Raw genomic sequence first — 24,506 nt, forward strand, 5'->3', positions numbered from 1 at the left:
TATGAATTTCTAACTTATAACGTTTAAACAGTCATCTGTTTCTATTGAGAAAACATCTTTTTCATGAAAGATATCTCTCATTCGTGATACGATCATTTTAGTAATAATATGATATGGAGGGATCAAGATGGCAGATGCTATTTTTGAACAACTTAGGTTTACAAGGGTTTATACATTGAAAGTTCTTAGTTCTGTTTCAAAAGAATCTGTAGATGTAATACCGGCAGGATTCAATAATAATATTCTTTGGAATGCAGGTCATGTGCTAGGGGCATATGAGCAATTACTTTATGCTAACACTGGTGATGCTGGCCAACTTTCAAAAGAATTCATTGATTTCTTCAAGGGTGGGACTAAACCAGGTGACTGGCAAGCAGAGCCACCATCATATGAAGAAATTGTTACTTTATTAGAACAGCAAGTTGAACAAGTTATTTCTACATATGAAGGACGTTTAGATGAAATCATTTTAAAAGAGATGAAACTAGGTAGTTTTGAAATAAAGACTGTTCGAGACATGATTAGCTTTAACATTTTCCATGAAGGGCTACATGCAGGATTAATAAACGGTTTAAAAAGATCACTTCGCCAGTAAAGTTATTTTTTGACTTTTGTCCACACATTAAATCTAAGAGTTTATGCTCTTAGATTTTTTTGTTATAATCATGTTTAACAATTTGTTATTTTGATAGTTTGAAAATTGTGGTTATTCAAAATAAAATATGGCTCTTTCTAATTGATTTTTGTTTTTTAGTAACAATAATAATAATATAAAATAGCAATGATTATGACGAAAAAGACCAAAAAAAACGAGGTTATATAAATGAAGAAAGAAAGTAATTTAATTATTTACGATCTAATTTTGTATTTAGTATTTCCGCTTGTTTTATATAAAGTTTTACAACACTATTTTAGTGATTATTGGGCGATGCTTTTACCGACGGTTCCAGGGATCTTATATACTTTATTTCGTTTTTGGTATACAAAACAGTTTAATGTTACTGGTATTTTTATTATCTCAACATTAACTGTAAGTACAGCTGTTGATTTAATGGCATTAGGTTCTGCGAAAAACTTAATTTTGTATAATGTGTATTACCATTTTGGGGTTGTCGCAGTATTTTTAGTTTTATTAGCTTTGAAAAAGCCATTACCATATTATTTTATGATTGATATTGCTGCAATACAGGGGCAAGATCGTGAAGAAAGTAAAAAATTATATAAACATCCTTTACTATTTAAAGTATTTCAATATTTGTTTGTCGCATGGATTATTAAAGATATCGTTTTTGCTGTTGCACAATGGTGGATGGTTGATACGTATGGATTAAAAGCATATTACTCACGTACGATTATCTTTACAGTTGGTGGATATGTTTTTGGCATAATTATGGCGATTGGCTATGCGATGGTTACGATGAGAGCTCAAAAATTAAAAGGAGACGACCCAGAGCAACCTTCCGATGAAATTATTATTTAGTAAAAGCTCTTTAAATAGAATGAACCCCACAAGTTCTTTGTGGGGTTTTTTTTAATTACTGATGTCCATTTATCCCTTGAATGAATTTCCTACTCCTTGTAATTCCTGCTCTTCTTTGTTTGCTGCGTTTATGAAATCACGTTTTTGTATTCTTTCATTTTCTGGTTCGACATGAATTAATATTTTAGGATCAACTAAAACCTTTTTTATTTCTTCTTCTATTTTGTCACATAGTAAATGGGCTTCTTCAATGCTCATGTGTGATGGTAATACTAAATGGAAATCAATATGCTCCTCAGCACCCGAACGTCTCGTGCGTAAATCATGGTATTCGATAAATTGGGATTTAAAAGAATATAATACATTTTCGATTTGTTTTAATTCATCTGTAGATAGCCCAGTATCAAGTAGGGGGGTAAACGACTTACGCCCAAGTTCGATTGATTCTTTCATTATATAAATTGCGATTCCAATTCCGATCAATGCATCGAGAAATTCCCAACCAGTAAGACTTACTAAAATTAAACTTACTGCGACTCCGAGTGAAGAATAAACGTCTGTTAATAAATGCAAAGCGTTTGATTGCATTGCGACAGAATGAGTATCATTACCTACTTTTTGAACGATTTTTCCTACTCTCCAATTGATTAACGCTCCAATTAACATGACGACTACACCGATCATTGGCATTTTAATTGGAGTAGGATGAAGTAACTTTTCAACAGATTCAATGATAATCCAAATACCAGCTACAAATATTAAGATTGTTTCGACTGTACCTGAAATATTTTCAAACTTACCATGACCATAAGGATGTTCCTTATCAGGTGGTCTATTTGAAATCCTTACCGAGAAAAATGCAATGACTGAAGCGACTAAATCCAATAAAGAATGAATTGCCTCAGAGATAATTGCTACGGAACCAGTAAAAATCCCGACAATTAATTTTAATAAAACGATGAATGTGTTACTACATATTGAAAGTACTGCTATTTTGCTTGAACGCAATCTATTCACCCCTGTCCAATTTTTTCTACTTAAGTTAAGAGTTTTGTAATAAGGCAACAAAAAATAAAAACCACTAACAGTTTGTTAGTGGTTTGTTTTTTTTTAGATTTAATTTAAATTTATTGAAATGATTTTTCATTTTTGAATCACCTTTTCTCTCGCATAAAACATATTCTATATTATAAATACTATTTTTGGAAAGCGAAAGCTGTTTGTGCGAGTGAATATAAATCGACAAATAATTTAAAAATGGTTTGACATCTATTTTTAGACTGTGTTATACATAGACTAATATAAAAAATAACAGTCTATTCGTAGAGGTTGCATTGTATATGAGTATCATTTTAGAGAACTGTGGGTTTTATGACAAAATGAGAAAGGATCCTATGCCGAAGAAATAAATTGCCACACATTTTATTTCTGGGACTACATTTAATAAATGTAGTACTGTCACATGTGTTTGTGAAGAGCTATTGAAGAGATGTGATTGGCTAAGTCCTTTTTTTAAAAGCGATAGGCACATGAACATATCCTTCATGTGTCTTTTTTAATACACTAATACATTGAGGGAAGCTTCTTAGAATGATCTTACATTTGATTTGAAGGGAGAATACGAATGTATTTACATGGTAATAGTCGAATTAATAATGAAGGACATTTAGAAATCGGAGGTTGTGATACTGTAGATTTAGTAAAAAATTACGGTACCCCTCTATACATTTATGACGAAGCATTAATTGAATCAAAATGTAGGGAATTCCATGAAGCTTTAAGAGAAACGGGAATGAAATATCAGGTTGCTTACGCGAGTAAAGCGTTTCTATGTGTTGAACAAGCCCGCTTAATAGAAAGAGAAGGTCTATGTTTAGATGTTGTTTCTGGTGGAGAGCTATATACAGCTTTGCAAGCAGGATATCCAACTGAGAAAATTCATTTTCACGGAAACAACAAAACAATTGAAGAAATAGAAGAAGCTTTAAATGCAAAAATCGGTTGTTTTGTAGTTGATAATTTCTTTGAGCTAGAAGTATTACAGGCCTTAGCTGAACAACGTAATGAAGAAGTATCAATCTTATTACGTGTTACGCCAGGTGTTGAAGCACATACACATGAATATGTAATGACGGGCCAAGAAGACTCTAAATTCGGTTTCGATATTATGTCAGGTCAAGCTAATGAAGCAGTTGAAGTTTCGTTAAATTCAACTAACCTAAAATTATTAGGAGTACATTCACATATAGGATCTCAAATTTTCGAACCAGATGGATTTGTTCATGCAATCAATGTATTAATGAGCTTTTTAAATGGACTTAAAAATGATTTAGGTTTTACAGCTGATATATTAAATGTAGGTGGAGGCTTTGGTATTCGTTATACTTCAGAAGATGAGCCTTTAGCTGTTGCTAAACATATAGAAAAAATTACTACTATTATTAAACAACAATGTGAAGAGCTAGACTACAAACTACCAGAACTATGGTTAGAGCCTGGACGCAGTATTGTTGGTGAAGCTGGAACTACACTTTATACGATTGGTTCAACAAAAACTCTTCCTTCAATTCGTAAATATGTATCTGTTGATGGGGGAATGACTGATAATATTCGTCCTGCACTATACGGATCAAAATACGAAGCGATGCTTGCAAATCGAGCAAATGATGAGAATAAAGAAGTTGTATCGATTGCTGGTAAATGCTGTGAAAGTGGCGATATGCTAATTTGGGATTGTAACTTACCTGTTGTACAAAACAAAGATCTATTAGCTGTATCTTGCACTGGTGCTTATGGCTATTCAATGGCTAATAATTATAACCGTATCCGTCGCCCAGCAGTAGTATTTGTTAAAGATGGTGTTTCAAGAGAAGTAGTCCGTCGTGAAACATATGAAGATTTAGTTAGAAATGACAGAGTTTACATCGAAAACTCTAGTAGATAGATAATTAACGTTTTTGTGTTATTTGTATCAATACTGACACTTCTATATAATATAGAAGTGTTTTATTTCGTTTCCTTTAATAAAAGATGATAATTTATCGACATATAAAGACATATTTATCATTTATATTACAATATTGTAACAATTGCGACTCTCTTCGGGAATCTATGGTATAAATATTTACGTAGATTAGCGAGAGGAGAACGCTGAAATGTTAAGAAAAAAACTAGCAGTGCTGGCGATGGCAAGTACAATAGTATTATCATTAGCGCCAAATGCTTCAGTATTAGCTGATAGCAAAGTTGAAACAAAGCAAGCTGAAGTAGATAAGTTCCAATCACAATTTAAAGAATTAAGCAACGAGATAGAGAAAATAGATCAACAAATTAAAACTACTAAGCAAAACATAGAAGCAAAAAAAGCAGAAATTTCTGAAACAGAAGAAATTATTAAAGATAAAAATGCAAGAATTACATACTTACAAGACAGAATTCAAAAACGTAACGATTTATTAGAGGATCGTTTAGTTGCAATGCAAAAGCAACCAAAAGTGAATCTAGTAACAGACGTTTTATTTAATTCAGACTCAATCGTAGATTTCTTTAATCGAGTAAACTCAATTTCAACACTTTTTGAAGCTGATGAAAATATCATTAAAGAACAAAAGTCTGAACAAGCAGAAGTATTAAAAGAAAAACAACTTGTTGATGAAAAAAAAGCATCTTTAGTAACAGCAAAAGAAGATTTAGTTGCTCAACAAAGTGAACTTTCTAAATCACAAGCTGAAAAGCAAAAATCATTAAATACTGCTGAAGCAAACTTAAAGTTAGCTGTTAAAGAACTAGAGAATGCAAAAGAAGATGAGAGAGTTCAACGTCTTGAGCAACAATCTCTTGAATTAGCTGCTTTATCTAGCGATGATGGTGAAGATGACAGCGTTAGCAGCACTCCAGCCGCTAAATCTAGTTCAAATTCTGATTCGAAATCTGATTCAAATTCTAGTTCAGATTCAAATTCAAATTCTAAACCTGATTCAGGTTCAAATAATGATGGTCCAGTAGCAACTGGAGGCCTTGTAGATTATGCTTTACAATTCCAAGGTGTACCTTATGTATTTGGTGGAACGTCTCCAAGCGGTTTTGATTGCAGTGGTTTCATCTGGTATGTATATTCACATAATGGATATGGCATCTCTCGTGGAAATGTAAAAACATATTGGAGCAATGCGACAAAAATCAGCTCTCCACAACCTGGTGACCTAGTATTCTTACAAAATACTTATATTAATGGTCCTTCACATATGGGTATTTATATTGGTGGAAATAAAATGGTTCATGCTGGAAGTAAAGGAATCAGCGTAATCAGCTTAAGTAATAGCTGGGTTCGTTCTCACTTCTTAGGTTATGGAAAATTCTAATAGTTTATTAACCTCGTATTATAATTAGTATAGTACGAGGTTTTTTATATTGTCTTACGGGTAATCAAAAAGGTATAAGCTTTTAGCTTATACCTTTTTAGTGTGTAGACAAAGTACTAAAATTTGATTTTCAGACTGATTGCAAGCGCTTGTCTTTCGAGGCGCGAAGCCTGGTGAGGAGCGGAGTTACCTTTGCACGGTAATGAGCACCGCAGACAGGCGAAGCAACGAAGAAAGCGAGCGTTTGTCAACAGTCTGAAAGGTATAAGCTTTTAGCTTATACCTTTTTGATTTGAAACCTGTTCTTTTAATAAATCACGTATTTCAATAAGTAGAGCTTCTTCTTTAGTAGGAACAACAGGTTTTGCTTCTTCTACTTCTTTCTTTCTAAATGAAAGTCTATTAATTAATCGAACAAAGAAAAATACTGAGATTGAGATGATAAGGAAGTCGACTACTGTTTGGATGAATGAGCCATATTTAATTCCATAAAATTGCCACCCAGTAAAGTTTTGTTTTCCGATGATAAGTGCAAAAATTGGCATCATGATATCAGCAACTAAAGAAGATACGATCTTACCAAAAGCACCCCCAATAATTACCCCGACTGCTAAATCAAGTACATTCCCTTTAAGGGCAAACTTCTTAAATTCTTCAAACATTTTTATTTCCTCCTGTGTAATTATCGTATAAGTTTACATACAAATCTCAATTCTTTCAAGTTAAGAATTGGTCTTTTTTAAGCAAAAATATTTATATCGGCTATTAGATATGGTAAATATAATTAATGACAATTTTTAGGAGGAGTAAAGGTATGGGCACAGAATTGGCTACATTTGCTGGTGGATGTTTTTGGTGTATGGTAAAACCGTTTGATCAACAGGACGGAATTATAAAAGTTGTTTCAGGTTATACAGGTGGGGAAAAAGAAAACCCGACATATGAAGAAGTATGCACACATTTAACAGGTCATTATGAAGCTGTTCAAATTACATTTGATCCAGAAGTCTATCCGTATGAAAAATTATTGGACTTATTTTGGCAACAAATTGACCCAACAGATGTAGGTGGGCAATTTAATGATCGAGGTAGTTCGTATAAAACTGCAATTTTTTATCATAATGAAAGTCAAAAAGAGCAAGCTCTAGCTTCGAAAGATAGACTAGAGAAAAGTGGCGTTTTCAAGAAATCAATTGTGACTAAAATTTTACCTGCAAAACCATTTTATGAAGCAGAAGAATATCATCAGCATTATTATAAAAAGCACCCGGTGCGTTACCAACTTTACTTTAAAGGATCTGGTCGTCAAAAATTTTTAAAGGAACATTGGAAAACGGGCCAAGAGGAGCTTAAGCAAAGACTAACACCAATTCAGTATGCTGTTACTCAGGAAGATGCAACTGAACCACCATTTAGAAATGAGTTTTGGAATCATAAAGAAAAAGGAATTTATGTTGATATCGTATCAGGACTTCCTTTATTTAGTTCATTAGATAAATTTGATTCAGGCTGTGGATGGCCAAGTTTTACAAAGCCGATTCTAAAAGGTGAAATTGAGGAGAAGAAGGACTATAGTCATGGAATGTTGCGTATTGAAGTCAGAAGTTCTGAAGCTGACTCGCATCTAGGGCATGTATTTGATGATGGACCTGGACCTGAGGGCCTTCGCTACTGTATAAACTCTGCGGCATTAAGATTTGTTCCATATGAAAAAATGGATGAAGAGGGCTATGGTAATTATAAGAGTATCTTTCTTAAATAGACACTAAGGATATTTAACTAGGTACCATCAAAGTGAAATAATTAAAATTTTAACCGAGATGACTATTTGTCTCGGTTTTTTTGTTTTTTATTTAGAAGGGGGAGGTTTGTTACTATTGAACAAAATATTTTCAAAAAAGTTTTCTGAAAATATTTACAATTGTGAAATAAGTGTGTTACTATAAAAGTGTCACAAAGTTGTCACAAATTAGGTATTGCAATTCACAAAAAAGATGAAAACAGGAGGTTGATCATTATGAAGCGAACTGATTATGAAATCGTTGAAACATATACTCAATATTCTGGTATTGCCTTTTTTATTGGTCTTATTCTTTTTTTGCTATATTTTACTGGAAGCGGTTTCTTACATACAGGCATAAGCTTAACGGTGAGCATAGTATTGATGGGCTCTTGTTCAACCTTATTTCTATTAGGTACTTTTTTGGGATTGATGTTCTCAGTTCCTTCAAAAGAACAAGTTTAAAAGTTAAAAAAAGAGTGGGTGTTCAAATGGCGATAAGTCAATTTGAACGCCCTTTTGTTTTGTATAACATATTTTATCGGATACGTATATAAAGTAATTTGAAACTTAAAATTCTTCCGATATGATTAAAATATGGAAGTTATGATGCACTAGGAGGTGCTGCTAAGGATGAATTTTTTTAAAAAGTTAAAAGGTATGGATCGTAATGTGTGGATTCGAGTAATCGGAGAAACGATTACGAGTAGTGCAATGATGATGCTTATGCCATTTTTTGCTCTATACCTAGAAGGAAAAGTTGATTCAATGCTAAAGGTAGGATTTATTATGTCGATTTCACCTATAGCATCATTATTTGGTTCGATGGCTGGTGGTAGACTCGCTGATTTATATGGTCGAAAACGTATGATGGTTTTTTCGACGCTTGGAACATCTCTTATTTTAGTATCCTTTGCTTTAGTAGAAGGCTATACAGCATTTTTAATTTTATCAATTTTACTAGGTATTAGTAACTCGTTCTTTAGTCCAGCAGCTTCTGCTATGGTAGCTGATGTTACTAAACCAGAGAAAAGAACTGAAGCATATGGATTATTAAGGGTTGGAAGTAATGTAGGTACCGTAATCGGTCCGTTATTAGGAAGTTCTGTTGTTTACTTTTCGAAAGACAGTTTATTTTATATTGCAGCAATCACTTTAGGGCTTTATAGTATTGCACAATTAATTCTATTAAAAGAAACACTTCCTGCAGAAAAGAATGTTAAAGAAAAGACTGAAGTAACGAAAATACCTTTTAAAAAGGTTATGAAAATCATTAGATCTGATAAATTATTAATTTTTTACGTAGCAACAGGTGTAATTATTTCAATGGGTTTCTCACAAATTGAGGGAATGTTACCACTTTATTTTAAACAAACCTTTCAATCTCAATTTGGTATGTGGAATCCTTACCCGTTTTTAATGTCGCTTAATGGATTGTTAGTTGTTCTTTTGCAATTTCCGATTTCAAGTTATTTATCGAATCGTTCAATTGGAAAAACGATGTTTTATGGAACCATATTATTCGGCTTAGGTATTTTATCAATCGGCCTTGCACCTCCATTATTACTTACAGGTGGTGTAGGTAAGTGGATGATTCTATTTTTCTTAGCAATAATCTTCATATACTACACCTTTGGAGAAATGGTTATGTCACCAGTTCAAATGACATTTGTGGCGAACATTGCACCGGAAGAATTAAGAGCGACCTATATGGCGGTTGGTAGTATGAAATGGACGATTGGTGGATTTCTTGGGCCTTTATTAGGTGGATTTTTATTTGATTTAAAACTTGGAATATGGCTATTTATAATTCTTGGAACAGGAGTTGTGCTATCAGGAATAATGTATCGCTCACTTGATGAAAAAGTAGCGATTAGAGATAATCAACAGGGTATAGCGCAATAGGTCGCAGGATGCTTGTTTCTTTGTTGTTTCGTCAATTGAGCAGTGCTTATTACACTTATCAAACTGCCCGAAAACGCTTGTAATCAATCTGAAATTCAAGTTTTTATATTCTTGTCTACAAACTAAGTATAGCTTAAGTAGAGCTATGCTTTTTTTAGTTGTAAAGAAATCACAAAACAGATATCATTGCATATGTTGTAAAGAAAAATAGGTTTCTACCCATAAAAGCTTATACACATTTGTATAAAGTGGTACAATAGGGAGAGCAAAAAATAGTAGGGGGAACATCATGAAGATTAAGTTAGGATTATTATATGGCGGTAAATCTGCAGAACACAAAGTATCATTACAAACAGCTTTTGCCGTTATTTCTGCTTTAGATCACACAAAATTTGATGTGTATCCAATTTATATAACAGAACAAGGCGAATGGTTACAAGGGAAACAAATTGAGGGGAAAGTAGAAAGTGTTGCAGCTTTAAAATTCTCAAATGAAGATCAACATGTAAATGAAATCGCTCCTGTCGCGTTAACTTCATCAATTATTCCTGCAGCTTCAAATCAAGATTCAACTGGCCCAGTTGACGTTATTTTCCCATTATTACATGGACCAAATGGTGAAGATGGAACAGTTCAAGGTTTACTTGAGCTATTAAATATCCCTTATGTAGGAAATGGTGTATTAGCTTCAGCGGCTGGTATGGATAAAGTGATTATGAAAAACTTATTTGCTCAAGCTGGAATTCCTCAAGCTAAATATGTACACTTCTTAAAAACAGAGTGGAAATCAAATGCAGAGTCTTGCTATGAAGCAGTCGAGAAAGAATTAGGCTATCCTGTATTTGTTAAACCTGCAAACTTAGGTTCAAGTGTTGGTATTACGAAAGCTAAGAATCGTGAAGCATTAATGGCTTCATTTGAAGAAGCATTCCAATTTGACCGTAAAATAATTATTGAAGAAAATATTGTTGGACGTGAAATTGAAATTGCTGTATTAGGTAACGATCAAGTTGAATGTTCTGTTGTTGGCGAAATCAAACCATCAGTAGAATTTTATGATTATACTGCAAAATATGAGAGTGGCGATACTGGTCTAATTATCCCAGCTCCTGTAGAAACTGAAACATATGAAAAAATTAAACATTATGCAGAAGTGGCGTTCAAAGCAATCGATGGATCAGGCTTAACTCGTGCTGATTTCTTTGTAACAGAAGATGGTGGCGTATTAATGAATGAAGTTAATACAATGCCTGGATTTACTCCGTTCAGTATGTATCCACAATTATGGCAGGCTACTGGATTAACATATCCAAAATTAATTGAAAAATTAATCGATCTAGCAATTGAACGTTACGAACAAAAACAACAAATTAAATATAATATTTAACAATTGAAAACACTATTCATGGTTGAATAGTGTTTTCATGTGAATAGAAGAAAAATGCTATAGAAGAGGAGTCGGTGACAATGTCAATCGTACGTACTTTATCTCAAATCATTAACATGATCCCTGGTAGCGAATTAAAGGGTGAAGATTTAACAATCAACGGAGTTTCAACAGACTCTCGTGTAGATTTAAATGGAAAATTATTTATACCGCTAATTGGTGAAAAATTCGATGCACATCAATTTTTACCTCAAGCAATTGAAAATGGTGCTAGTGCAGTACTTTGTTCTAGAAAGTTTTCAAATGTACCAACTAATGCATCTGTCATCTTAGTTGATGATACATTAGAAGCCTTACAAAAACTGTCCAAATCATATTTAAGTGAGTGGAATGGAAAAATAGTTGGTATAACAGGAAGTAATGGGAAAACATCGACAAAAGATATTTTAACTAGCATTCTTTCAGCAAAATATAAAGTACATAAAACACAAGGGAACTTTAATAATCATATCGGACTTCCGTTAACAGTTTTAGCGATGGCAGAAGATACAGAGGTTGCTGTCTTAGAAATGGGTATGAGCAATTTTGGAGAAATTGAATTTTTATCTAATTTAGCTGAGCCTGACGCGGCAATCATTACAAACATCGGTGAGTCTCATATGCAGGAACTAGGCTCAAGGGCTGGGATCGCAAAGGCGAAGCTTGAGATTGCTAGCGGACTATCAAAAAATGGTTTACTTGTCATTAATGGCGATGAACCATTATTAATCGAAGGTACAAAAGACAAAAACTTAATCTATACGATCGAAACTTTTGGTTTAAGCGAAAGTAATGATGTATATCCAACATTTATTGAAATGAATGAATCTGGAAGTGAATTTGAAATAAATAAAGCGAAGGATTTCCGTTTCAAATTGGCCGTACTAGGCAAACATAATATTAGTAATACATTGGCAGCTATTGCAGTTGCGAGGAAGTTTTCATTAACATGGGATGAAATTAGTTCTGGAATGCAGAATTTAGAAATGACAAAAATGCGTATGGAACTATTAAAGAATGAAAATAATGGAATAACTGTTATTAATGATGCCTATAATGCAAGTGTTACATCAATGAAAGCGGCTCTTTTATTTGCTTCGGAACTGAAGAGTTATAATCGAAAATTTGTAGTATTTGGCGATATGTTAGAATTAGGTGATCAAGAAATTGCTTTTCATGAAGAAATTGGAGAAGAAGTTGTAAACCTTCATTTCGATTTTCTTTATACTTTTGGACCATTAAGTAAATTTGCAGCAACGTCAGCTTTTGAACAAATGGACTCTTCAAGAGTAAAAAGCTTCGAAGATAAAAATAAGTTAATTGAAGATTTATTACAACAAGTTCGACCAAATGACCTAGTATTAGTAAAAGCTTCTAGGGGAATGAAATTAGAAGAAGTTGTAAATGCGTTAGTAAATCAAGGGTAAGCATATAATAAGGAAGGGAAGGCAGGAGAAATAGGGATTAAAAAATTTCCTTATTCCATTCGTTCTGCTCTTCGCTTCTTGTATGTAAAAATATGCGAAGTGAAAACTTTATACGCGTAATTTAACAAATGAAAACTGTTCGTAATATAAGGGATGAAGAAGGCTATAAACATGATTTTATAGCGAATTTAACTATAATATAAGGGCAAAATATAGTTTGGAAATCAAATTGTTAGAATATAACTTCATTTGCTTTTTAGATAGAATGTCCGTATAATGGGTAGATATTGTTTCCTTTTCATGATACTTCGGACTATTGTTTTCCACTAAAAACGAACCTTCCATATGAACAGTCACGAAACATATAATTTTTTTAAATTTTTATAGATCAATTGAGATACAAAGGAGATTAACCAAATTGACAACATTTCAAGAATTAGGATTAAGTAGTAAGATCCTGTTTGCGATTGAAAAATTAGGCTTCGAGGAAGCTACTCCAATTCAAGCGCAGACTATTCCATTAGCAAAACAAGGCCATGATGTAATTGGTCAAGCGCAAACTGGTACTGGTAAAACTGCCGCTTTTGGTATTCCATTACTAGAAAAAATTGATGTAGATAGTAACAATGTTCAAGGACTTGTTATCGCACCTACACGTGAGTTAGCTATTCAAGTTGGTGAAGAATTACACAAAATTGGTATGAATAAAGGTGTAAAAATCCTTCCAATATACGGTGGACAAGATATTAATCGTCAAATGCGTTCATTAAAAAAATTCCCACATATTATTGTTGGAACTCCTGGTCGTATTCAAGACCATATTAACCGCCGTACAATTCGCTTAAACAATGTAAACACAGTTGTTTTAGATGAAGCGGATGAAATGTTAAACATGGGATTCATTGAAGATATTGAAGCGATCTTAAAAGAAGTTCCAGAAAACAAACAAACACTTCTTTTCTCTGCTACAATGCCTGATCCAATTCGTCGCATTGCAGAAACTTTCATGACAAATCCACAAATCGTAAAAGTAAAAGCAAAAGAAGTAACAATGCCGAACATTGAACAACATTTTATTGAAGTTCAAGAAAAGAAAAAGTTTGACGTTCTTACACGTTTATTAGATATTCAAACACCAGAATTAGCAATTATTTTCGGACGTACAAAACGTCGTGTTGATGAATTATCAGAAGCGTTAAACTTACGTGGTTATGCTGCAGAAGGTATTCATGGTGATTTATCACAAGCAAAACGTGAGCAAGTACTTCGTAAATTTAAAGCTGGTTCAATTGATGTTTTAGTTGCAACTGATGTAGCAGCTCGTGGATTAGATATTTCTGGCGTTACACATGTATACAACTTTGATATTCCACAAGATCCTGAAAGCTACGTTCATCGTATTGGACGTACAGGACGTGCTGGGAAATCAGGTATAGCGATGTTATTTATTACTCCTCGTGAGTTTAATCAATTAAAAAATATCGAACGTACAACTAAACGTCGTATGGAACGTATGACTGCACCTACATTAGACGAAGCAATTGAAAGTCAACAACGTATCATTGCAGAAAAATTAACTTCGACTATGGAAAGTGATAATTTAGCGTTCTACAAACGTATTGCAGAAGAATTACTTGAAGAGCATGATTCTGTAAGTGTTGTAGCTGCAGCTTTAAAAATGTTAACAAAAGAGCCTAATGAAACACCAGTTCGTTTAACTGATGAGCCACCAATGGTCAAACGTGACCGTGGCGGACGCGGAGGAAACGGTGGCGGCGGCGGTGGATTCCGTCGTGGTGAAAATAGACGTGGCGGTGGAGATGGACGTCGTAGCGATAATCGTCGTGGAGATGGACGTCGTGGAGACCGTGACAACCGTGGAGGAAACTTCCGTGGCAAACGAAACGAAGGTTCTCGCGATAACAACCGTGGTGGACAACGTAAACCACAAGACAGCAGTAAATAAGATAATAGATAAGGTGCATGGATAATATTCCATGTACCTTTTTTATTGCCAATTAATATAAAAAACTGTGTGAATTTGGACAGATTCCATACACTAACTAAAAACGTATGAGAGTTGGAATAAAAATGTTAGTAAGACTTGGATATGTCGCAATGAGTATGAATTTACAAAACGCCTCACCATCAAAGACAATGACGGTTACTCAATTTTTAAAACAAAAGGATAAAGATGCGGCGATTCGTAAGTTAGAGCAAATTGCTAATACTAATATTAATAACTGTCTAAGATTACTAAAGCACAACAAAGCACATGATATATCTTTTTTTCGCCTGAGCAGTAAATTAATCCCTTTAGCAAATCATGAAGAAGTAGCAGACTGGAATTACATAAAGCCATTAAAGGAGAGTTTACTTGAGTTAGGTAAATTTGCAATTACGAATGAAATGAGGATTGATTTTCATCCGGATCATTTCGTAATCTTAAACTCAACTGATGAAGAGTTATTAAAAACATCGGTAAAAACCTTGAAAATGCATTATCAGCTTTTAAAAGCAATGAAGATTAATACAGAACAACGGTGTGTACTCCATATTGGTGGAGGGTATGATGATAAGGAAAAATCACTTGAACAATTAATAGAGAATTTTAGCCTTGTTCCTGCGCAAATTCAAAAAATGCTAATGTTTGAAAATGATGATACTACCTTTACGTTTGATGAAACTTTATTTGCTTGTGAAAAATTAGGAGTCCCACTTGTATTTGACTATCATCATCATCTAGTTAATCATACAAATGAAGATTGGGTAAAAAATTGGGGTTATGCAGTTGATACATGGAAAACTTCAAACTTGCCTATGAAAATGCATATATCAAGTCCTAGAGATGAGAAAGACATACGTGCTCATGCTGATTTTGTGGACCCTAACATGTTTATTACATTTTTAAATGAAATTTATGGCTCGGTTAAGCAAATTGATTGTATGATTGAAGCAAAACAAAAAGATAATGCACTATTTCAATTAATGGATGATATGAAAGCCCATCCGTCTATTGAAATAATTAATGATTCAAGCTTTTATTTTAAACCGTAGTACTCGAAAGTTAGGGTGTGGAAATATGATTGTAGGTATTGGATTAGATTTAGTAGAAATTGAACGAATGAAAGAAATTATAAGCTCGCAGCCACGGTTTGCGAAAAGGATTTTAACTGAAGCAGAATATCAAATATACGACAACTTATCAGAACGAAGAAAACTTGAATTTTTATCAGGAAGATTCGCCGCAAAAGAAGCTTGTTCAAAAGCTTTTGGTACAGGAATTGGGAAAGAATTAGGGTTTCATGATATTGAAATCTTAAATGACGAAAAAGGTAAGCCTGTATTGACCGTTGATTTGCCATTTATACCGTTTTTATCAATTACGCATACAGAACATTATGCTGCAGCTCAAGTGGTCTTACAGCAAATATAATACCCTTTTAAACAGTCACTCTTTTGAGTGGCTTTTCTTTTTTGTACTCGACGTAGTTGCTAAATTTAAGGATTAATTAATATGTGTAACAATACCATTGTCTTCACTTACACCCCTCGCCAATCTGAACGTTTTCTTTAAATTTTTTAAATTAGCTTGTCATGCTAGTCTGCATATTTTAGAGCTTGACCTCATATAGTTTCATGAGGATATGAGAAGCAAGGTTGCAACGTGCATGAATAAATCAAGATTTTACTTCTAAGCTACTCGCGCACATTTATTCATAAGCCTTTGCATAAAATTCTCTTTTTTTCAATTTAAGAGGAATAAAGGAGCTGGGGAGATGAAGAAAAAGCTTGTAGCGATGCTTTTGACAATCATGTTAGTACTATCATTGGCTGCATGTGGCAAGAAATCGAAAGATGATGTTGTAGGTTCACTTAGCAATCAGATGGAAAAAATGAATGGCTATAAGGCTGATGCAACATTAACGATTAATAATGGGAATGATCCTCAAAAGTATGAAGTAGTCATTTGGCATAAAAAGCCTTCTTACTACCGAGTACAATTAAAAAATGCTAAGAGTGATCAAAACCAAATTATTTTAAGAAACAAAGAGGGTGTCTTTGTTTTAACGCCAGCATTAAATAAAAGCTATCGCTTCCAAAGTGATTGGCCATCAAACAGCAGTCAGCCATATTTACCGGAATCATTAGTTAATGACTTAGTACAAGATAAGAATGCAACGTTTAAAACAACTAAACTAGGGTATGTGTTTGAAACAAAAACAAATTACACAAATAGACAATTGCTCCCAACACAAGAAATTACTTTTAATAAAAAAGGTCTGACACCAGAATCAGTAAAACTATTAGATACAGATAAAAATGTTGTGTTGGATGTTAAATTCGATAAAGTACAATACAATGCAAAGTTTGATAATGATGCTTTTGATGTGAAGAAAAATATGACAAGCGCTCGTTTAAGTGTACCTACATCTACAAATCCAAATAATGATCCTAATTTATTAGTTACACTTTACCCTAATTATTTAATGAAGGGTGTTGTGTTAGATGACCAACAAGAAGTAAAAACAAACAATGGTGTTCAGGTTATACTTTCATATAAAGGTGATAAAAAATCGTTTACTTTAATCGAGGAAAAAGCAAGAATTTCAGAGTCTGGAACAACGATGGAAATCACTGGTGAACCAGTAGATTTAGGTAAAACAGTAGGAGCTTTATCAGATAAGATGATCACATGGTCATACGGTGGAACAGATTTCACGATTGTTTCTAAAAACTTAACTCAAGGTGAGTTAATTCAAGTTGCCCAATCAGTCGGAGATACAGGCACAAAATAATATTTTTTTCAAACTTAAAAAGGGCGTGATGATGCTTTATCACGCCTTTTTAAATTTTAAATAAACTATAAATGAGTAGTATATTGGTTGACATTTATAGTAAAATAAGCAAATAATTTTACACATATAAAAAAGAGTAATGGGTAAATCGATAAGGAAGTGTAGATCATGACAGAAACATCATTTTATCGCGACACTTGGGTAGAAGTAGACTTAGATGCAATTGAGGAAAACATCAAAAATATTGTATCACTTTACCCTAATCATCAAGAAATATATGTAGCTTTAAAAGCGAATGCATATGGACATGGTTACGTTGAAGTAGCGAAACAAGCATTGGAGTCTGGAGCAACAAGATTATTAGTTGCTTTTATTGATGAAGGGATTTTTCTGCGTAACGCGGGTATAGAGGCGCCGATATTAGTTTTAGGAGCTACTAGACCAGAGGATATTAACGTTGCCATCAAGAATAAATTAACTTTAACGGCATATAATGTTGATTGGTTAGAAGGTATTTCTAAAAATCTAAAAAGCACAGATCGTACAATGATTCATATTAAATTTGATACTGGGATGGGTAGATTAGGCCTAAAAACAAAATCTGAATGGGAGCAAGCTGCATCGATCTTACGAAAAAATCCATCAATTATACTGGAAGGTTTGTTTACACATTTCGCTACTGCAGATGAGCTAAATAGATCCTATTTTAAAGAGCAAGTCGACAAATTTTATGAATGTATAGAATGGGTTAAGAGCAGTGGATTCTCTCCAGAGCTAATTCATTGTGCTAATAGTGCAGCGGCTGCATTAGAAACAAATTTATTTAATACTGTACGTGTTGGTATTATCATGTATGGTTTAACTCCATCTTTAGAAATAAAACCAATGTTACCATTTATATTAAAGCCAGCACTATCGCTTTATACGAAAATCTCTCATATTAAGCAATTACCAGCTAATAGTGGTGTAAGCTATGGTGCAACGTATTTTACTTCTGATTCTGAGTGGATTGCGACGTTACCAGTTGGGTATGCAGATGGCTGGCTTAGAGATATGCAAGGATTTTCTGTGTTGGTTGAAGGTGAAAAGGCAGAAATCGTTGGTAGAGTTTGTATGGATCAGTGTATGATCAAGCTTTCTAAACATTATCCTGTTGGTACAAAAGTAACTTTAATAGGAGAAAGTAAGGATGGAGCAGTAACGGCTGAGGAAGTCGCTACACATATGAATACAATCAACTATGAAGTAACTTGCCTTATAAATCATAGAGTACCAAGGGTATATAAAAAGGATGGAAATATTAAGTCCATAAGTAATTATCTAGTATCAGATAAATTGTAATTTGATGTATTAAAGTATGAAACACTGTTATTTGGTTAAGATAAACGAAGATATGTGTCTTTCCAATCACTGAAAATAATGGTATGATGTAGTATAGGGAGATATATGGGTAATAGTTGATTCTGGAGGTGCTGAAACTTGTCCGAACTAAATGCGACAACTGAAATAACAGTACGTTTACCAAAACATGTAGTAAGCGAACTAGATGGATTAGTAAAGCAAGAAAACGGTAATCGAAATGAGTATATTTATCAAGCGACTAAGATGTTTTTAAAAGATCGTAAAAGACGCCAAAGTCGCGAACAAATGCGACGTGGATACATGGAAATGGCTAAAATCAACTTATTAATATCTTCTGAGTCATTCTATGCTGAGTCTGAAGCGGATTCTAAAGTGGAGCGCTTAGTTAGCGGGGGGTAATCACTTGATAGTAAAACGTGGCGACGTATATTTTGCAGACCTTTCCCCTGTAGTTGGCTCAGAACAAGGTGGAGTTCGTCCGGTTCTCATAATACAAAATGATATCGGTAATCGTTTTAGTCCTACCGTTATAGTCGCTGCGATTACAGCACAAATCCAAAAAGCAAAGCTTCCAACACATGTTGAAATCGATGCTAAAAAATATGGATTTGAACGTGATTCGGTTATACTACTAGAACAAATTCGAACGATTGACAAACAACGATTAACCGATAAGATAACACATCTTGATGATGAGATGATGGATCAGGTTGACGAAGCGTTGCAAATCAGTTTAGGACTTGTTGATTTTTAAAGTTGCTTTTATAGCAGCTTTACCTACATAGATTATAATAAATTGTTTTGTAACCCTTTCGTCTTGAAAGGGTTATTTTAGGTCTGTTAAAATTGCCAAAAAATTGGAGGCGTTATTTTTGTCACAACAATTGATTAATAAAATTGCATCTGATTTATCGATTACTACAAAACAAGTAGCTACTGTAATTGAATTAAAGGAAGAAGGAAATACGATTCCCTTTATTGCCAGGTATCGAAAAGAAAAAACGGGTTCTCTAGATGAGGTGCAAATTCATTCCATTTTAGAAAAATATGAGTATGCTGTAAATCTTCATACTAGAAAAGATGAAGTAATCCGTTTAATTGAGGAAAAAGGGAAACTGACTGAAGACTTACGTAAAAGTATTACATTAGCTACAAAGCTACAAGAAGTTGAAGATTTATACCGACCATATAAAGAAAAAAGAAGAACTCGCGCTACAGTTGCAAAAGATAAAGGGTTAGAACCTTTTGCAGAATGGTTATTTTCAATGCCAAATGAAGGTTCACTTGCGGATGAAGCGTTAAAATACATAAATGTTGAACTAGAAGTTAATACAGTTGATGAAGTTATTCAAGGTGGAAAAGATATTATTGCGGAATGGATTGCAGATGATGCTACTTATCGCAAGTGGATTCGTGAAGTCACTTTCAAAAAGGGAACGATTGATAGTACGGTAAAAGACTCCGAAAAAGACGAGAAAAAAGTATATGAAATGTATTACGAGTACTCTGAACCAATTTCAAAGATTGTTCCACATAGAATATTAGCCATGAATCGTGCTGAAAAAGAAGATATTTTAAAGGTTGCAATTCAATCTCCTTTTGATGAGATTATTTTATACTTAGAAAAAAGAGTTATTACAAAGGATACTTTTGTACGACCAATCTTAATGGAAGTCGTTGAAGATGCATATAAAAGATTAATTCAGCCTTCAATTGAAAGAGAGATTCGTAAAGAATTATCTGAAAAAGCTGATTCACACGCGATTAATATTTTCTCAGAAAACTTGCGTTCATTATTACTACAACCACCATTAAAAGGGAAAATCGTTCTAGGAGTAGACCCTGCATTTCGTACAGGTTGTAAACTAGCAGTAGTAGATGAGACGGGCAAAGTACTCAAAATAGATGTGATTTACCCTCATCCTTTCAGAGGAGAAAGGGAAGAGGTTCAAAGAAATAAACGAGAACAAGCAATTGCAAAAATTAAAGATATTCTTATCAAATATAAAATAGAAATGATCGCAATTGGAAATGGTACGGCTTCGAGAGAAACAGAGCTGTTTATATCTGGTATTTTAAAAGAAATGAAAAATAATACTTACTATGTAATCGTAAATGAAGCTGGCGCAAGTGTTTATTCAGCATCTGAGCTAGCAAGAGAAGAGTTCCCAGATTTCCAAGTTGAGGAACGAAGCGCTGTATCAATTGCTAGAAGACTACAAGATCCATTAGCAGAACTAGTTAAAATTGATCCGAAATCTGTTGGGGTAGGATTATATCAACACGATGTGTCTCAAAAGAGCTTAAATGAATCATTATCATTTGTCGTTGAAACTTCTGTTAACCAAGTTGGTGTAAATGTAAATACAGCATCAGTTTCATTACTTCAATACGTATCGGGCTTGTCTAAAACAGTAGCGAAAAATATTGTTAATTATCGTGATGAAAAAGGAAAAATTACAAACCGAAAAGAGCTTAAAACAATACCGAGATTAGGCGCTAAAACATATGAGCAATGTATTGGATTTTTACGTGTTCTTGAAGGAGATGAGCCATTAGACCGTACAAGTATTCACCCGGAGAGTTACATACAAGTAAAAAAATTATTAAAGCAATTAAATTTCTCAACGAGTCAAATTGGTTCAAATGAATTGAAAGAACAGTTAAAAACGATTAATTTAAAAGAAGTATCAGAGCAACTAGATATTGGTGAAATTACGTTAAAAGATATTTTAGCATCATTAATGCAACCTGAAAGAGATTTACGAGATGAATTAGCAGCACCAATCCTTCGCCAAGATGTTCTTCAAATTGAAGACCTAAAAATAGGGATGGAACTTGAAGGAACAGTAAGAAACGTAGTCGATTTTGGTGCGTTTGTTGATATTGGATTAAAGAACGATGGCCTTGTTCATATTTCTAGAATGAGTAGTAAATTTATTAAGCACCCACTTGATGTTGTATCGGTAGGTCAAGTAGTAAAAGTATGGATTGCTGAAGTAGACCAAAAGAAACAAAGAGTAGGTTTATCTATGCTACCAATTGAATCGAAAGAAATCGTCAAAGCTTAATTTTTTGATAATAAAACCAACATTGATTCAATAATTTAATTTGATAACGGTTTTTTTCATAAAATGCTTTTTGAATTTGAGTTTTAAGCCAACTAGGCATTACCATGATGAAAACCTCCAACTTAAAAATCTTCGCCCATCTTTTTTGAGGATGGGCGATGAAATAAATGAGTGAGGGGTAACCTTCCGATACATTGTATAAAAAGGATAACTGTATTGTTCATTTTGATAGTAAAAATTACGCCGTTGTAGAGAGATTTACTAAGAGCAGCCCATTTAGCATAAATCGTACTAATAAGATCTTTTGAAATTCTCATTTGTAAGTTTAATGTATGCGCATACCCAAGAATTTGTGAGTTGTTCAGTTAGAATAAAGAGAAAAAAAGGATGGCGATTCATAATTGGATAATGAGGAGATACAAAAACTGGTTGAAGTACTATCAATCACTTATTTCGATCGACCATTTCTCCACCAAGCTTCTTTTAATACTAGATTGAGGACAACTGGTGGTAGGTATTTATTAAAAACAAGCAATATCGAATTAAATAAGTTTTATTATGAAGAACACGGAATTGAAGAGTTAAAAGGGATCATATTACACGAGCTCTGTCATTATCATCTTCATATTATGAAGAAAGGCTATAAACACGAAGATAGAGATTTTAAAGAGCTATTAAAAAAGGTAGGTGCTCCTAGGTATTGCAAACCACTAAATTCAATAAAAAAAAGAACGCATTCATATAAGTATAAATATAGATGTTCAGGGTGTGGGCAAGCTTTCTTAAGAAAAAGAAAAGTGGACATAAACCGCTATGTATGTGGATTATGCAAAAGTCCATTAAAACTATATAAATAGTGTTGACATCTAATATGCATTTAGTTTATATTAATACTTGTCATCATGTTTCAGCACCTGATGAAAAGATTAGTATTTTTCCGCAGTAGCTCAGTGGTAGAGCACTCGGCTGTTAACCGAGTGGTCGTAGGTTCGAACCCTACCTGCGGAGCCATTATTATAGAGAAGTACCCAAGTGGCTCAAGGGGCGCCCCTGCTAAGGGTGTAGATCGTTTACGCGGTGCGAGGGTTCGAATCCCTTCTTCTCTGCCATATTTTTTTTTGGCCCGTTGGTCAAGCGGTTAAGACACCGCCCTTTCACGGCGGTAACACGGGTTCGAGTCCCGTACGGGTCACCATTTTATCCTGGAGGATTAGCTCAGCTGGGAGAGCACCTGCCTTACAAGCAGGAGGTCGGCGGTTCGAGCCCGTCATCCTCCACCATTAACTTCATATGGTCCCGTGGTGTAGCGGTTAACATGCCTGCCTGTCACGCAGGAGATCGCCGGTTCGATCCCGGTCGGGACCGCCACTAATTACTACAAATTGTAGTATTTTTTTCTTTATTTGGAGAAAATTAGTAAGAGTGGATGGTTGGAGTTGGATTGAATGTCGGATTGTTTTTTATCTTGAGGAGTAATTCGAGAGGTAGAAGCAATACAAATTCTACGGTGTGGGTTCATGTAGGATATTCGTATCTTTTATAAAGATGAGTGTCGAAATGTCGGATTTTTTTTATCTTGAGGAGATTATTCGAGAGGTAGAGGCATTACAACATAAAAAAAATCCTGCGGTGTGGGTTCATGTAGGATATTCGTATCTTTTATAAAGATGAGTGTCGAAATGTCGGATTGTTTTTATCTTGAGGAGATTATTCGAGAGGTAGAGGCATTACAACATAAAAAAAATCCTGCGGTGGAACTTCATGAAGCATATTCGGAGAAGTAGAGCACGCAGCTTATTCATTGGGCTATAGCCAAGCGGTAAGGCAACGGATTTTGATTCCGTCATGCCCTGGTTCGAATCCAGGTAGCCCAGCCATTTTGTTTTTTTGTAAGATAGAGTATATTTGTATTTTTTTAGGATGTCGGATTGTTTTTTATCTTGAGAGGTTGATTCAAGAGGTAAAAGCTCATGAAGATTACTCGTATTCTATAAAAAGATGTATACCGAAATGTCGGATTGTTTTTATCTTGAGGAGTAGATTCGAGGGGTTAAAACAATACAACATAAAAAAATCCTGCGGTGCAGGTTCATGTAGCATACTCTTACCTTAGGTAGAGATGAATACCGAAATTGTCGGATTGTTTTTTATCTTGAGGAGTTGATTCGAGAGGTAAGGACAATACAACATAAAAAAAAATCCTGCGGAGCGGGTTCATGGAGTTAATTCGAAGGAGTTAGTTCATGATGCTAAATCAATGGGCTATAGCCAAGCGGTAAGGCAACGGATTTTGATTCCGTCATGCCCTGGTTCGAATCCAGGTAGCCCAGCCATTTTAGTTTTTTATAAATATGTTTAAGGTAAGGGGATTGGCTTTTATCTTAGACGCGATCGTGTAAACAGTAAGTTGGTTTAAAAATATATGGTTTTTAGTTATAATTGTAATATCTTATATTATGAAAGTGTAATTGCTCTCTGGGGCAAGAACGTCTTTTAGAAACAGGCTATATTTTATAAACTTTGTTATTACGAGCCATTAGCTCAGTAGGTAGAGCATCTGACTTTTAATCAGAGGGTCGAAGGTTCGAATCCTTCATGGCTCACTTTTGTTTATTCGCGGTCGTGGCGGAATGGCAGACGCGCTAGGTTGAGGGCCTAGTGGAGGTTTCTCCGTGGAGGTTCAAGTCCTCTCGGCCGCATCAAATTTAATATATAAGTAATAAGGCTTCTACGTAATGTAGAGGCCTTTTTTGTGTTTAAAAATTGTTTGAATTTTATAGGTTAAGTTGAAGTAAGGTACTAAACTTTAGAAGTATTGGTAAACCGTTTCTTAAAATCATTGTTTGATTGGAATCTGGACTTTGCGGTTTTTAAAAATGAATATTAAAAATTTTT

General features: G+C 34.1%; 21 protein-coding genes, 9 tRNA genes and 1 riboswitch. Of the genes, 27 read left to right on the top strand and 3 right to left on the bottom strand.

Annotation, left to right across the window (positions count from 1 at the left end; translation table 11 throughout):
• Window positions 1-127: 127 nt before the first annotated feature.
• A complete protein-coding gene (locus COE53_RS20310) occupies window positions 128-595 on the top strand; it encodes a DinB family protein (RefSeq protein WP_069033913.1) in 468 nt (155 codons plus the stop codon).
• A gap of 228 nt (window positions 596-823) precedes the next feature.
• Window positions 824-1,480 carry a VC0807 family protein gene (locus tag COE53_RS20315; protein WP_098948638.1) on the top strand — a complete coding sequence of 219 codons (657 nt, stop codon included), beginning with the start codon at window positions 824-826 and terminating at the stop codon, window positions 1,478-1,480.
• 69 nt (window positions 1,481-1,549) lie between these two features.
• Here COE53_RS20315 and COE53_RS20320 read toward each other — a convergent pair whose 3' ends face one another.
• The gene (locus tag COE53_RS20320) at window positions 1,550-2,488 is read right to left on the bottom strand and encodes a cation diffusion facilitator family transporter (RefSeq protein WP_098948639.1); all 939 of its coding nucleotides are present in this window, start codon (window positions 2,486-2,488) and stop codon (window positions 1,550-1,552) included.
• Between the two features lie 307 nt (window positions 2,489-2,795).
• A riboswitch (Lysine riboswitch) is annotated at window positions 2,796-2,969 on the top strand.
• Window positions 2,970-3,104: 135 nt separating this feature from the next.
• Between COE53_RS20320 and lysA the strand changes: the two genes are divergently transcribed.
• Window positions 3,105-4,424: a diaminopimelate decarboxylase gene (gene lysA, locus COE53_RS20325; RefSeq protein ID WP_098948640.1), complete on the top strand. Its 1,320-nt coding sequence runs from the start codon at window positions 3,105-3,107 to the stop codon at window positions 4,422-4,424.
• Window positions 4,425-4,635: 211 nt separating this feature from the next.
• Complete coding sequence (locus COE53_RS20330) at window positions 4,636-5,841, top strand: C40 family peptidase (protein WP_098948641.1); 1,206 nt, start codon at window positions 4,636-4,638, stop codon at window positions 5,839-5,841.
• A gap of 272 nt (window positions 5,842-6,113) precedes the next feature.
• Here the strand turns inward: COE53_RS20330 and mscL are convergent, their stop codons facing one another.
• A complete protein-coding gene (gene mscL / locus COE53_RS20335; protein WP_098948642.1) occupies window positions 6,114-6,503 on the bottom strand; it encodes a large conductance mechanosensitive channel protein MscL in 390 nt (129 codons plus the stop codon).
• Between the two features lie 152 nt (window positions 6,504-6,655).
• On the opposite strand from mscL, the gene msrA reads away from it, so the two are divergent.
• From msrA to COE53_RS20400, 13 genes are all read left to right on the top strand, one after another.
• A complete protein-coding gene (gene msrA, locus COE53_RS20340; protein WP_286162606.1) occupies window positions 6,656-7,603 on the top strand; it encodes a peptide-methionine (S)-S-oxide reductase MsrA in 948 nt (315 codons plus the stop codon).
• Between the two features lie 255 nt (window positions 7,604-7,858).
• Window positions 7,859-8,086 (top strand): hypothetical protein, encoded by a 228-nt coding sequence (locus COE53_RS20345; protein WP_069033906.1) that lies wholly within the window; start codon window positions 7,859-7,861, stop codon window positions 8,084-8,086.
• A 168-nt stretch (window positions 8,087-8,254) separates the two neighbouring features.
• A complete protein-coding gene (locus COE53_RS20350; RefSeq protein WP_069033905.1) occupies window positions 8,255-9,526 on the top strand; it encodes an MDR family MFS transporter in 1,272 nt (423 codons plus the stop codon).
• A 286-nt stretch (window positions 9,527-9,812) separates the two neighbouring features.
• Window positions 9,813-10,913, top strand: coding sequence for a D-alanine--D-alanine ligase (locus COE53_RS20355; protein WP_069033904.1), 1,101 nt, complete (start codon window positions 9,813-9,815; stop codon window positions 10,911-10,913).
• A gap of 80 nt (window positions 10,914-10,993) precedes the next feature.
• Window positions 10,994-12,379, top strand: coding sequence for a UDP-N-acetylmuramoyl-tripeptide--D-alanyl-D-alanine ligase (locus COE53_RS20360; protein ID WP_098948644.1), 1,386 nt, complete (start codon window positions 10,994-10,996; stop codon window positions 12,377-12,379).
• 418 nt (window positions 12,380-12,797) lie between these two features.
• Window positions 12,798-14,345, top strand: a complete 1,548-nt coding sequence (cshA, locus tag COE53_RS20365; RefSeq protein WP_069033902.1) for a degradosome RNA helicase CshA — start codon at window positions 12,798-12,800, stop codon at window positions 14,343-14,345.
• 125 nt (window positions 14,346-14,470) lie between these two features.
• On the top strand, window positions 14,471-15,436 hold the full coding sequence (gene uvsE / locus COE53_RS20370; RefSeq protein ID WP_069033901.1) for a UV DNA damage repair endonuclease UvsE: 966 nt from the start codon (window positions 14,471-14,473) through the stop codon (window positions 15,434-15,436).
• A gap of 25 nt (window positions 15,437-15,461) precedes the next feature.
• Window positions 15,462-15,815 (top strand): holo-ACP synthase, encoded by a 354-nt coding sequence (gene acpS, locus COE53_RS20375; RefSeq protein WP_069033933.1) that lies wholly within the window; start codon window positions 15,462-15,464, stop codon window positions 15,813-15,815.
• A gap of 343 nt (window positions 15,816-16,158) precedes the next feature.
• On the top strand, window positions 16,159-17,178 hold the full coding sequence (locus COE53_RS20380; protein WP_091024772.1) for a LolA family protein: 1,020 nt from the start codon (window positions 16,159-16,161) through the stop codon (window positions 17,176-17,178).
• A gap of 168 nt (window positions 17,179-17,346) precedes the next feature.
• A complete protein-coding gene (gene alr / locus COE53_RS20385) occupies window positions 17,347-18,519 on the top strand; it encodes an alanine racemase (protein WP_069033899.1) in 1,173 nt (390 codons plus the stop codon).
• 138 nt (window positions 18,520-18,657) lie between these two features.
• Complete coding sequence (locus tag COE53_RS20390; RefSeq protein ID WP_069033898.1) at window positions 18,658-18,939, top strand: CopG family ribbon-helix-helix protein; 282 nt, start codon at window positions 18,658-18,660, stop codon at window positions 18,937-18,939.
• Window positions 18,940-18,943: 4 nt separating this feature from the next.
• Window positions 18,944-19,294, top strand: coding sequence for a type II toxin-antitoxin system endoribonuclease NdoA (gene ndoA, locus COE53_RS20395; protein ID WP_056476047.1), 351 nt, complete (start codon window positions 18,944-18,946; stop codon window positions 19,292-19,294).
• A 118-nt stretch (window positions 19,295-19,412) separates the two neighbouring features.
• Window positions 19,413-21,611, top strand: coding sequence for a Tex family protein (locus tag COE53_RS20400; protein WP_286162608.1), 2,199 nt, complete (start codon window positions 19,413-19,415; stop codon window positions 21,609-21,611).
• Here COE53_RS20400 and cmpA read toward each other — a convergent pair.
• On the bottom strand, window positions 21,601-21,711 hold the full coding sequence (gene cmpA / locus COE53_RS20405) for a cortex morphogenetic protein CmpA (protein WP_088044329.1): 111 nt from the start codon (window positions 21,709-21,711) through the stop codon (window positions 21,601-21,603). The genes COE53_RS20400 and cmpA overlap by 11 nt on opposite strands.
• Window positions 21,712-22,012: 301 nt before the next feature.
• Here cmpA and COE53_RS20410 point away from each other — a divergent pair, with 301 nt between their 5' ends.
• The 10 genes from COE53_RS20410 to COE53_RS20455 all read left to right on the top strand — a co-directional run bounded on the left by COE53_RS20410 (window position 22,013) and on the right by COE53_RS20455 (window position 24,310).
• On the top strand, window positions 22,013-22,468 hold the full coding sequence (locus tag COE53_RS20410; RefSeq protein ID WP_098948646.1) for a SprT family protein: 456 nt from the start codon (window positions 22,013-22,015) through the stop codon (window positions 22,466-22,468).
• A gap of 79 nt (window positions 22,469-22,547) precedes the next feature.
• Window positions 22,548-22,622, top strand: a tRNA-Asn gene (locus tag COE53_RS20415).
• A 7-nt stretch (window positions 22,623-22,629) separates the two neighbouring features.
• Window positions 22,630-22,720 (top strand) — tRNA-Ser (locus tag COE53_RS20420).
• An 11-nt stretch (window positions 22,721-22,731) separates the two neighbouring features.
• Window positions 22,732-22,806: transfer RNA gene (locus COE53_RS20425), tRNA-Glu, on the top strand.
• Window positions 22,807-22,815: 9 nt separating this feature from the next.
• Window positions 22,816-22,891, top strand: a tRNA-Val gene (locus tag COE53_RS20430).
• A gap of 12 nt (window positions 22,892-22,903) precedes the next feature.
• Window positions 22,904-22,979: transfer RNA gene (locus tag COE53_RS20435), tRNA-Asp, on the top strand.
• Window positions 22,980-23,413: 434 nt separating this feature from the next.
• Window positions 23,414-23,488 (top strand) — tRNA-Gln (locus COE53_RS20440).
• A gap of 381 nt (window positions 23,489-23,869) precedes the next feature.
• A tRNA-Gln gene (locus COE53_RS20445) sits at window positions 23,870-23,944 on the top strand.
• Window positions 23,945-24,141: 197 nt separating this feature from the next.
• Window positions 24,142-24,214 (top strand) — tRNA-Lys (locus COE53_RS20450).
• A gap of 13 nt (window positions 24,215-24,227) precedes the next feature.
• Window positions 24,228-24,310: transfer RNA gene (locus COE53_RS20455), tRNA-Leu, on the top strand.
• Window positions 24,311-24,506: the final 196 nt, after the last annotated feature.

Origin of the sequence: Bacillus sp. AFS029533 (genome assembly GCF_002585125.1) — a bacterium.
Lineage (GTDB): Bacteria > Bacillota > Bacilli > Bacillales > Bacillaceae_G > Gottfriedia > Gottfriedia luciferensis_B.

What these genes read in the sequence shown, in the direction of transcription:
- COE53_RS20330 (WP_098948641.1), top strand. Translation starts at nt 4,636, where the DNA reads ATGTTAAGAAAAAAACTAGCAGTGCTGGCGATGGCAAGTACAATAGTA.
- COE53_RS20350 (WP_069033905.1), top strand. Translation starts at nt 8,255, where the DNA reads ATGAATTTTTTTAAAAAGTTAAAAGGTATGGATCGTAATGTGTGGATT.
- cmpA (WP_088044329.1), bottom strand. Translation starts at nt 21,711, where the DNA reads ATGCCTAGTTGGCTTAAAACTCAAATTCAAAAAGCATTTTATGAAAAA.
- msrA (WP_286162606.1), top strand. Translation starts at nt 6,656, where the DNA reads ATGGGCACAGAATTGGCTACATTTGCTGGTGGATGTTTTTGGTGTATG.
- COE53_RS20310 (WP_069033913.1), top strand. Translation starts at nt 128, where the DNA reads ATGGCAGATGCTATTTTTGAACAACTTAGGTTTACAAGGGTTTATACA.
- alr (WP_069033899.1), top strand. Translation starts at nt 17,347, where the DNA reads ATGACAGAAACATCATTTTATCGCGACACTTGGGTAGAAGTAGACTTA.
- COE53_RS20380 (WP_091024772.1), top strand. Translation starts at nt 16,159, where the DNA reads ATGAAGAAAAAGCTTGTAGCGATGCTTTTGACAATCATGTTAGTACTA.
- lysA (WP_098948640.1), top strand. Translation starts at nt 3,105, where the DNA reads ATGTATTTACATGGTAATAGTCGAATTAATAATGAAGGACATTTAGAA.
- mscL (WP_098948642.1), bottom strand. Translation starts at nt 6,503, where the DNA reads ATGTTTGAAGAATTTAAGAAGTTTGCCCTTAAAGGGAATGTACTTGAT.
- COE53_RS20360 (WP_098948644.1), top strand. Translation starts at nt 10,994, where the DNA reads ATGTCAATCGTACGTACTTTATCTCAAATCATTAACATGATCCCTGGT.
- uvsE (WP_069033901.1), top strand. Translation starts at nt 14,471, where the DNA reads ATGTTAGTAAGACTTGGATATGTCGCAATGAGTATGAATTTACAAAAC.
- COE53_RS20315 (WP_098948638.1), top strand. Translation starts at nt 824, where the DNA reads ATGAAGAAAGAAAGTAATTTAATTATTTACGATCTAATTTTGTATTTA.
- acpS (WP_069033933.1), top strand. Translation starts at nt 15,462, where the DNA reads ATGATTGTAGGTATTGGATTAGATTTAGTAGAAATTGAACGAATGAAA.
- COE53_RS20345 (WP_069033906.1), top strand. Translation starts at nt 7,859, where the DNA reads ATGAAGCGAACTGATTATGAAATCGTTGAAACATATACTCAATATTCT.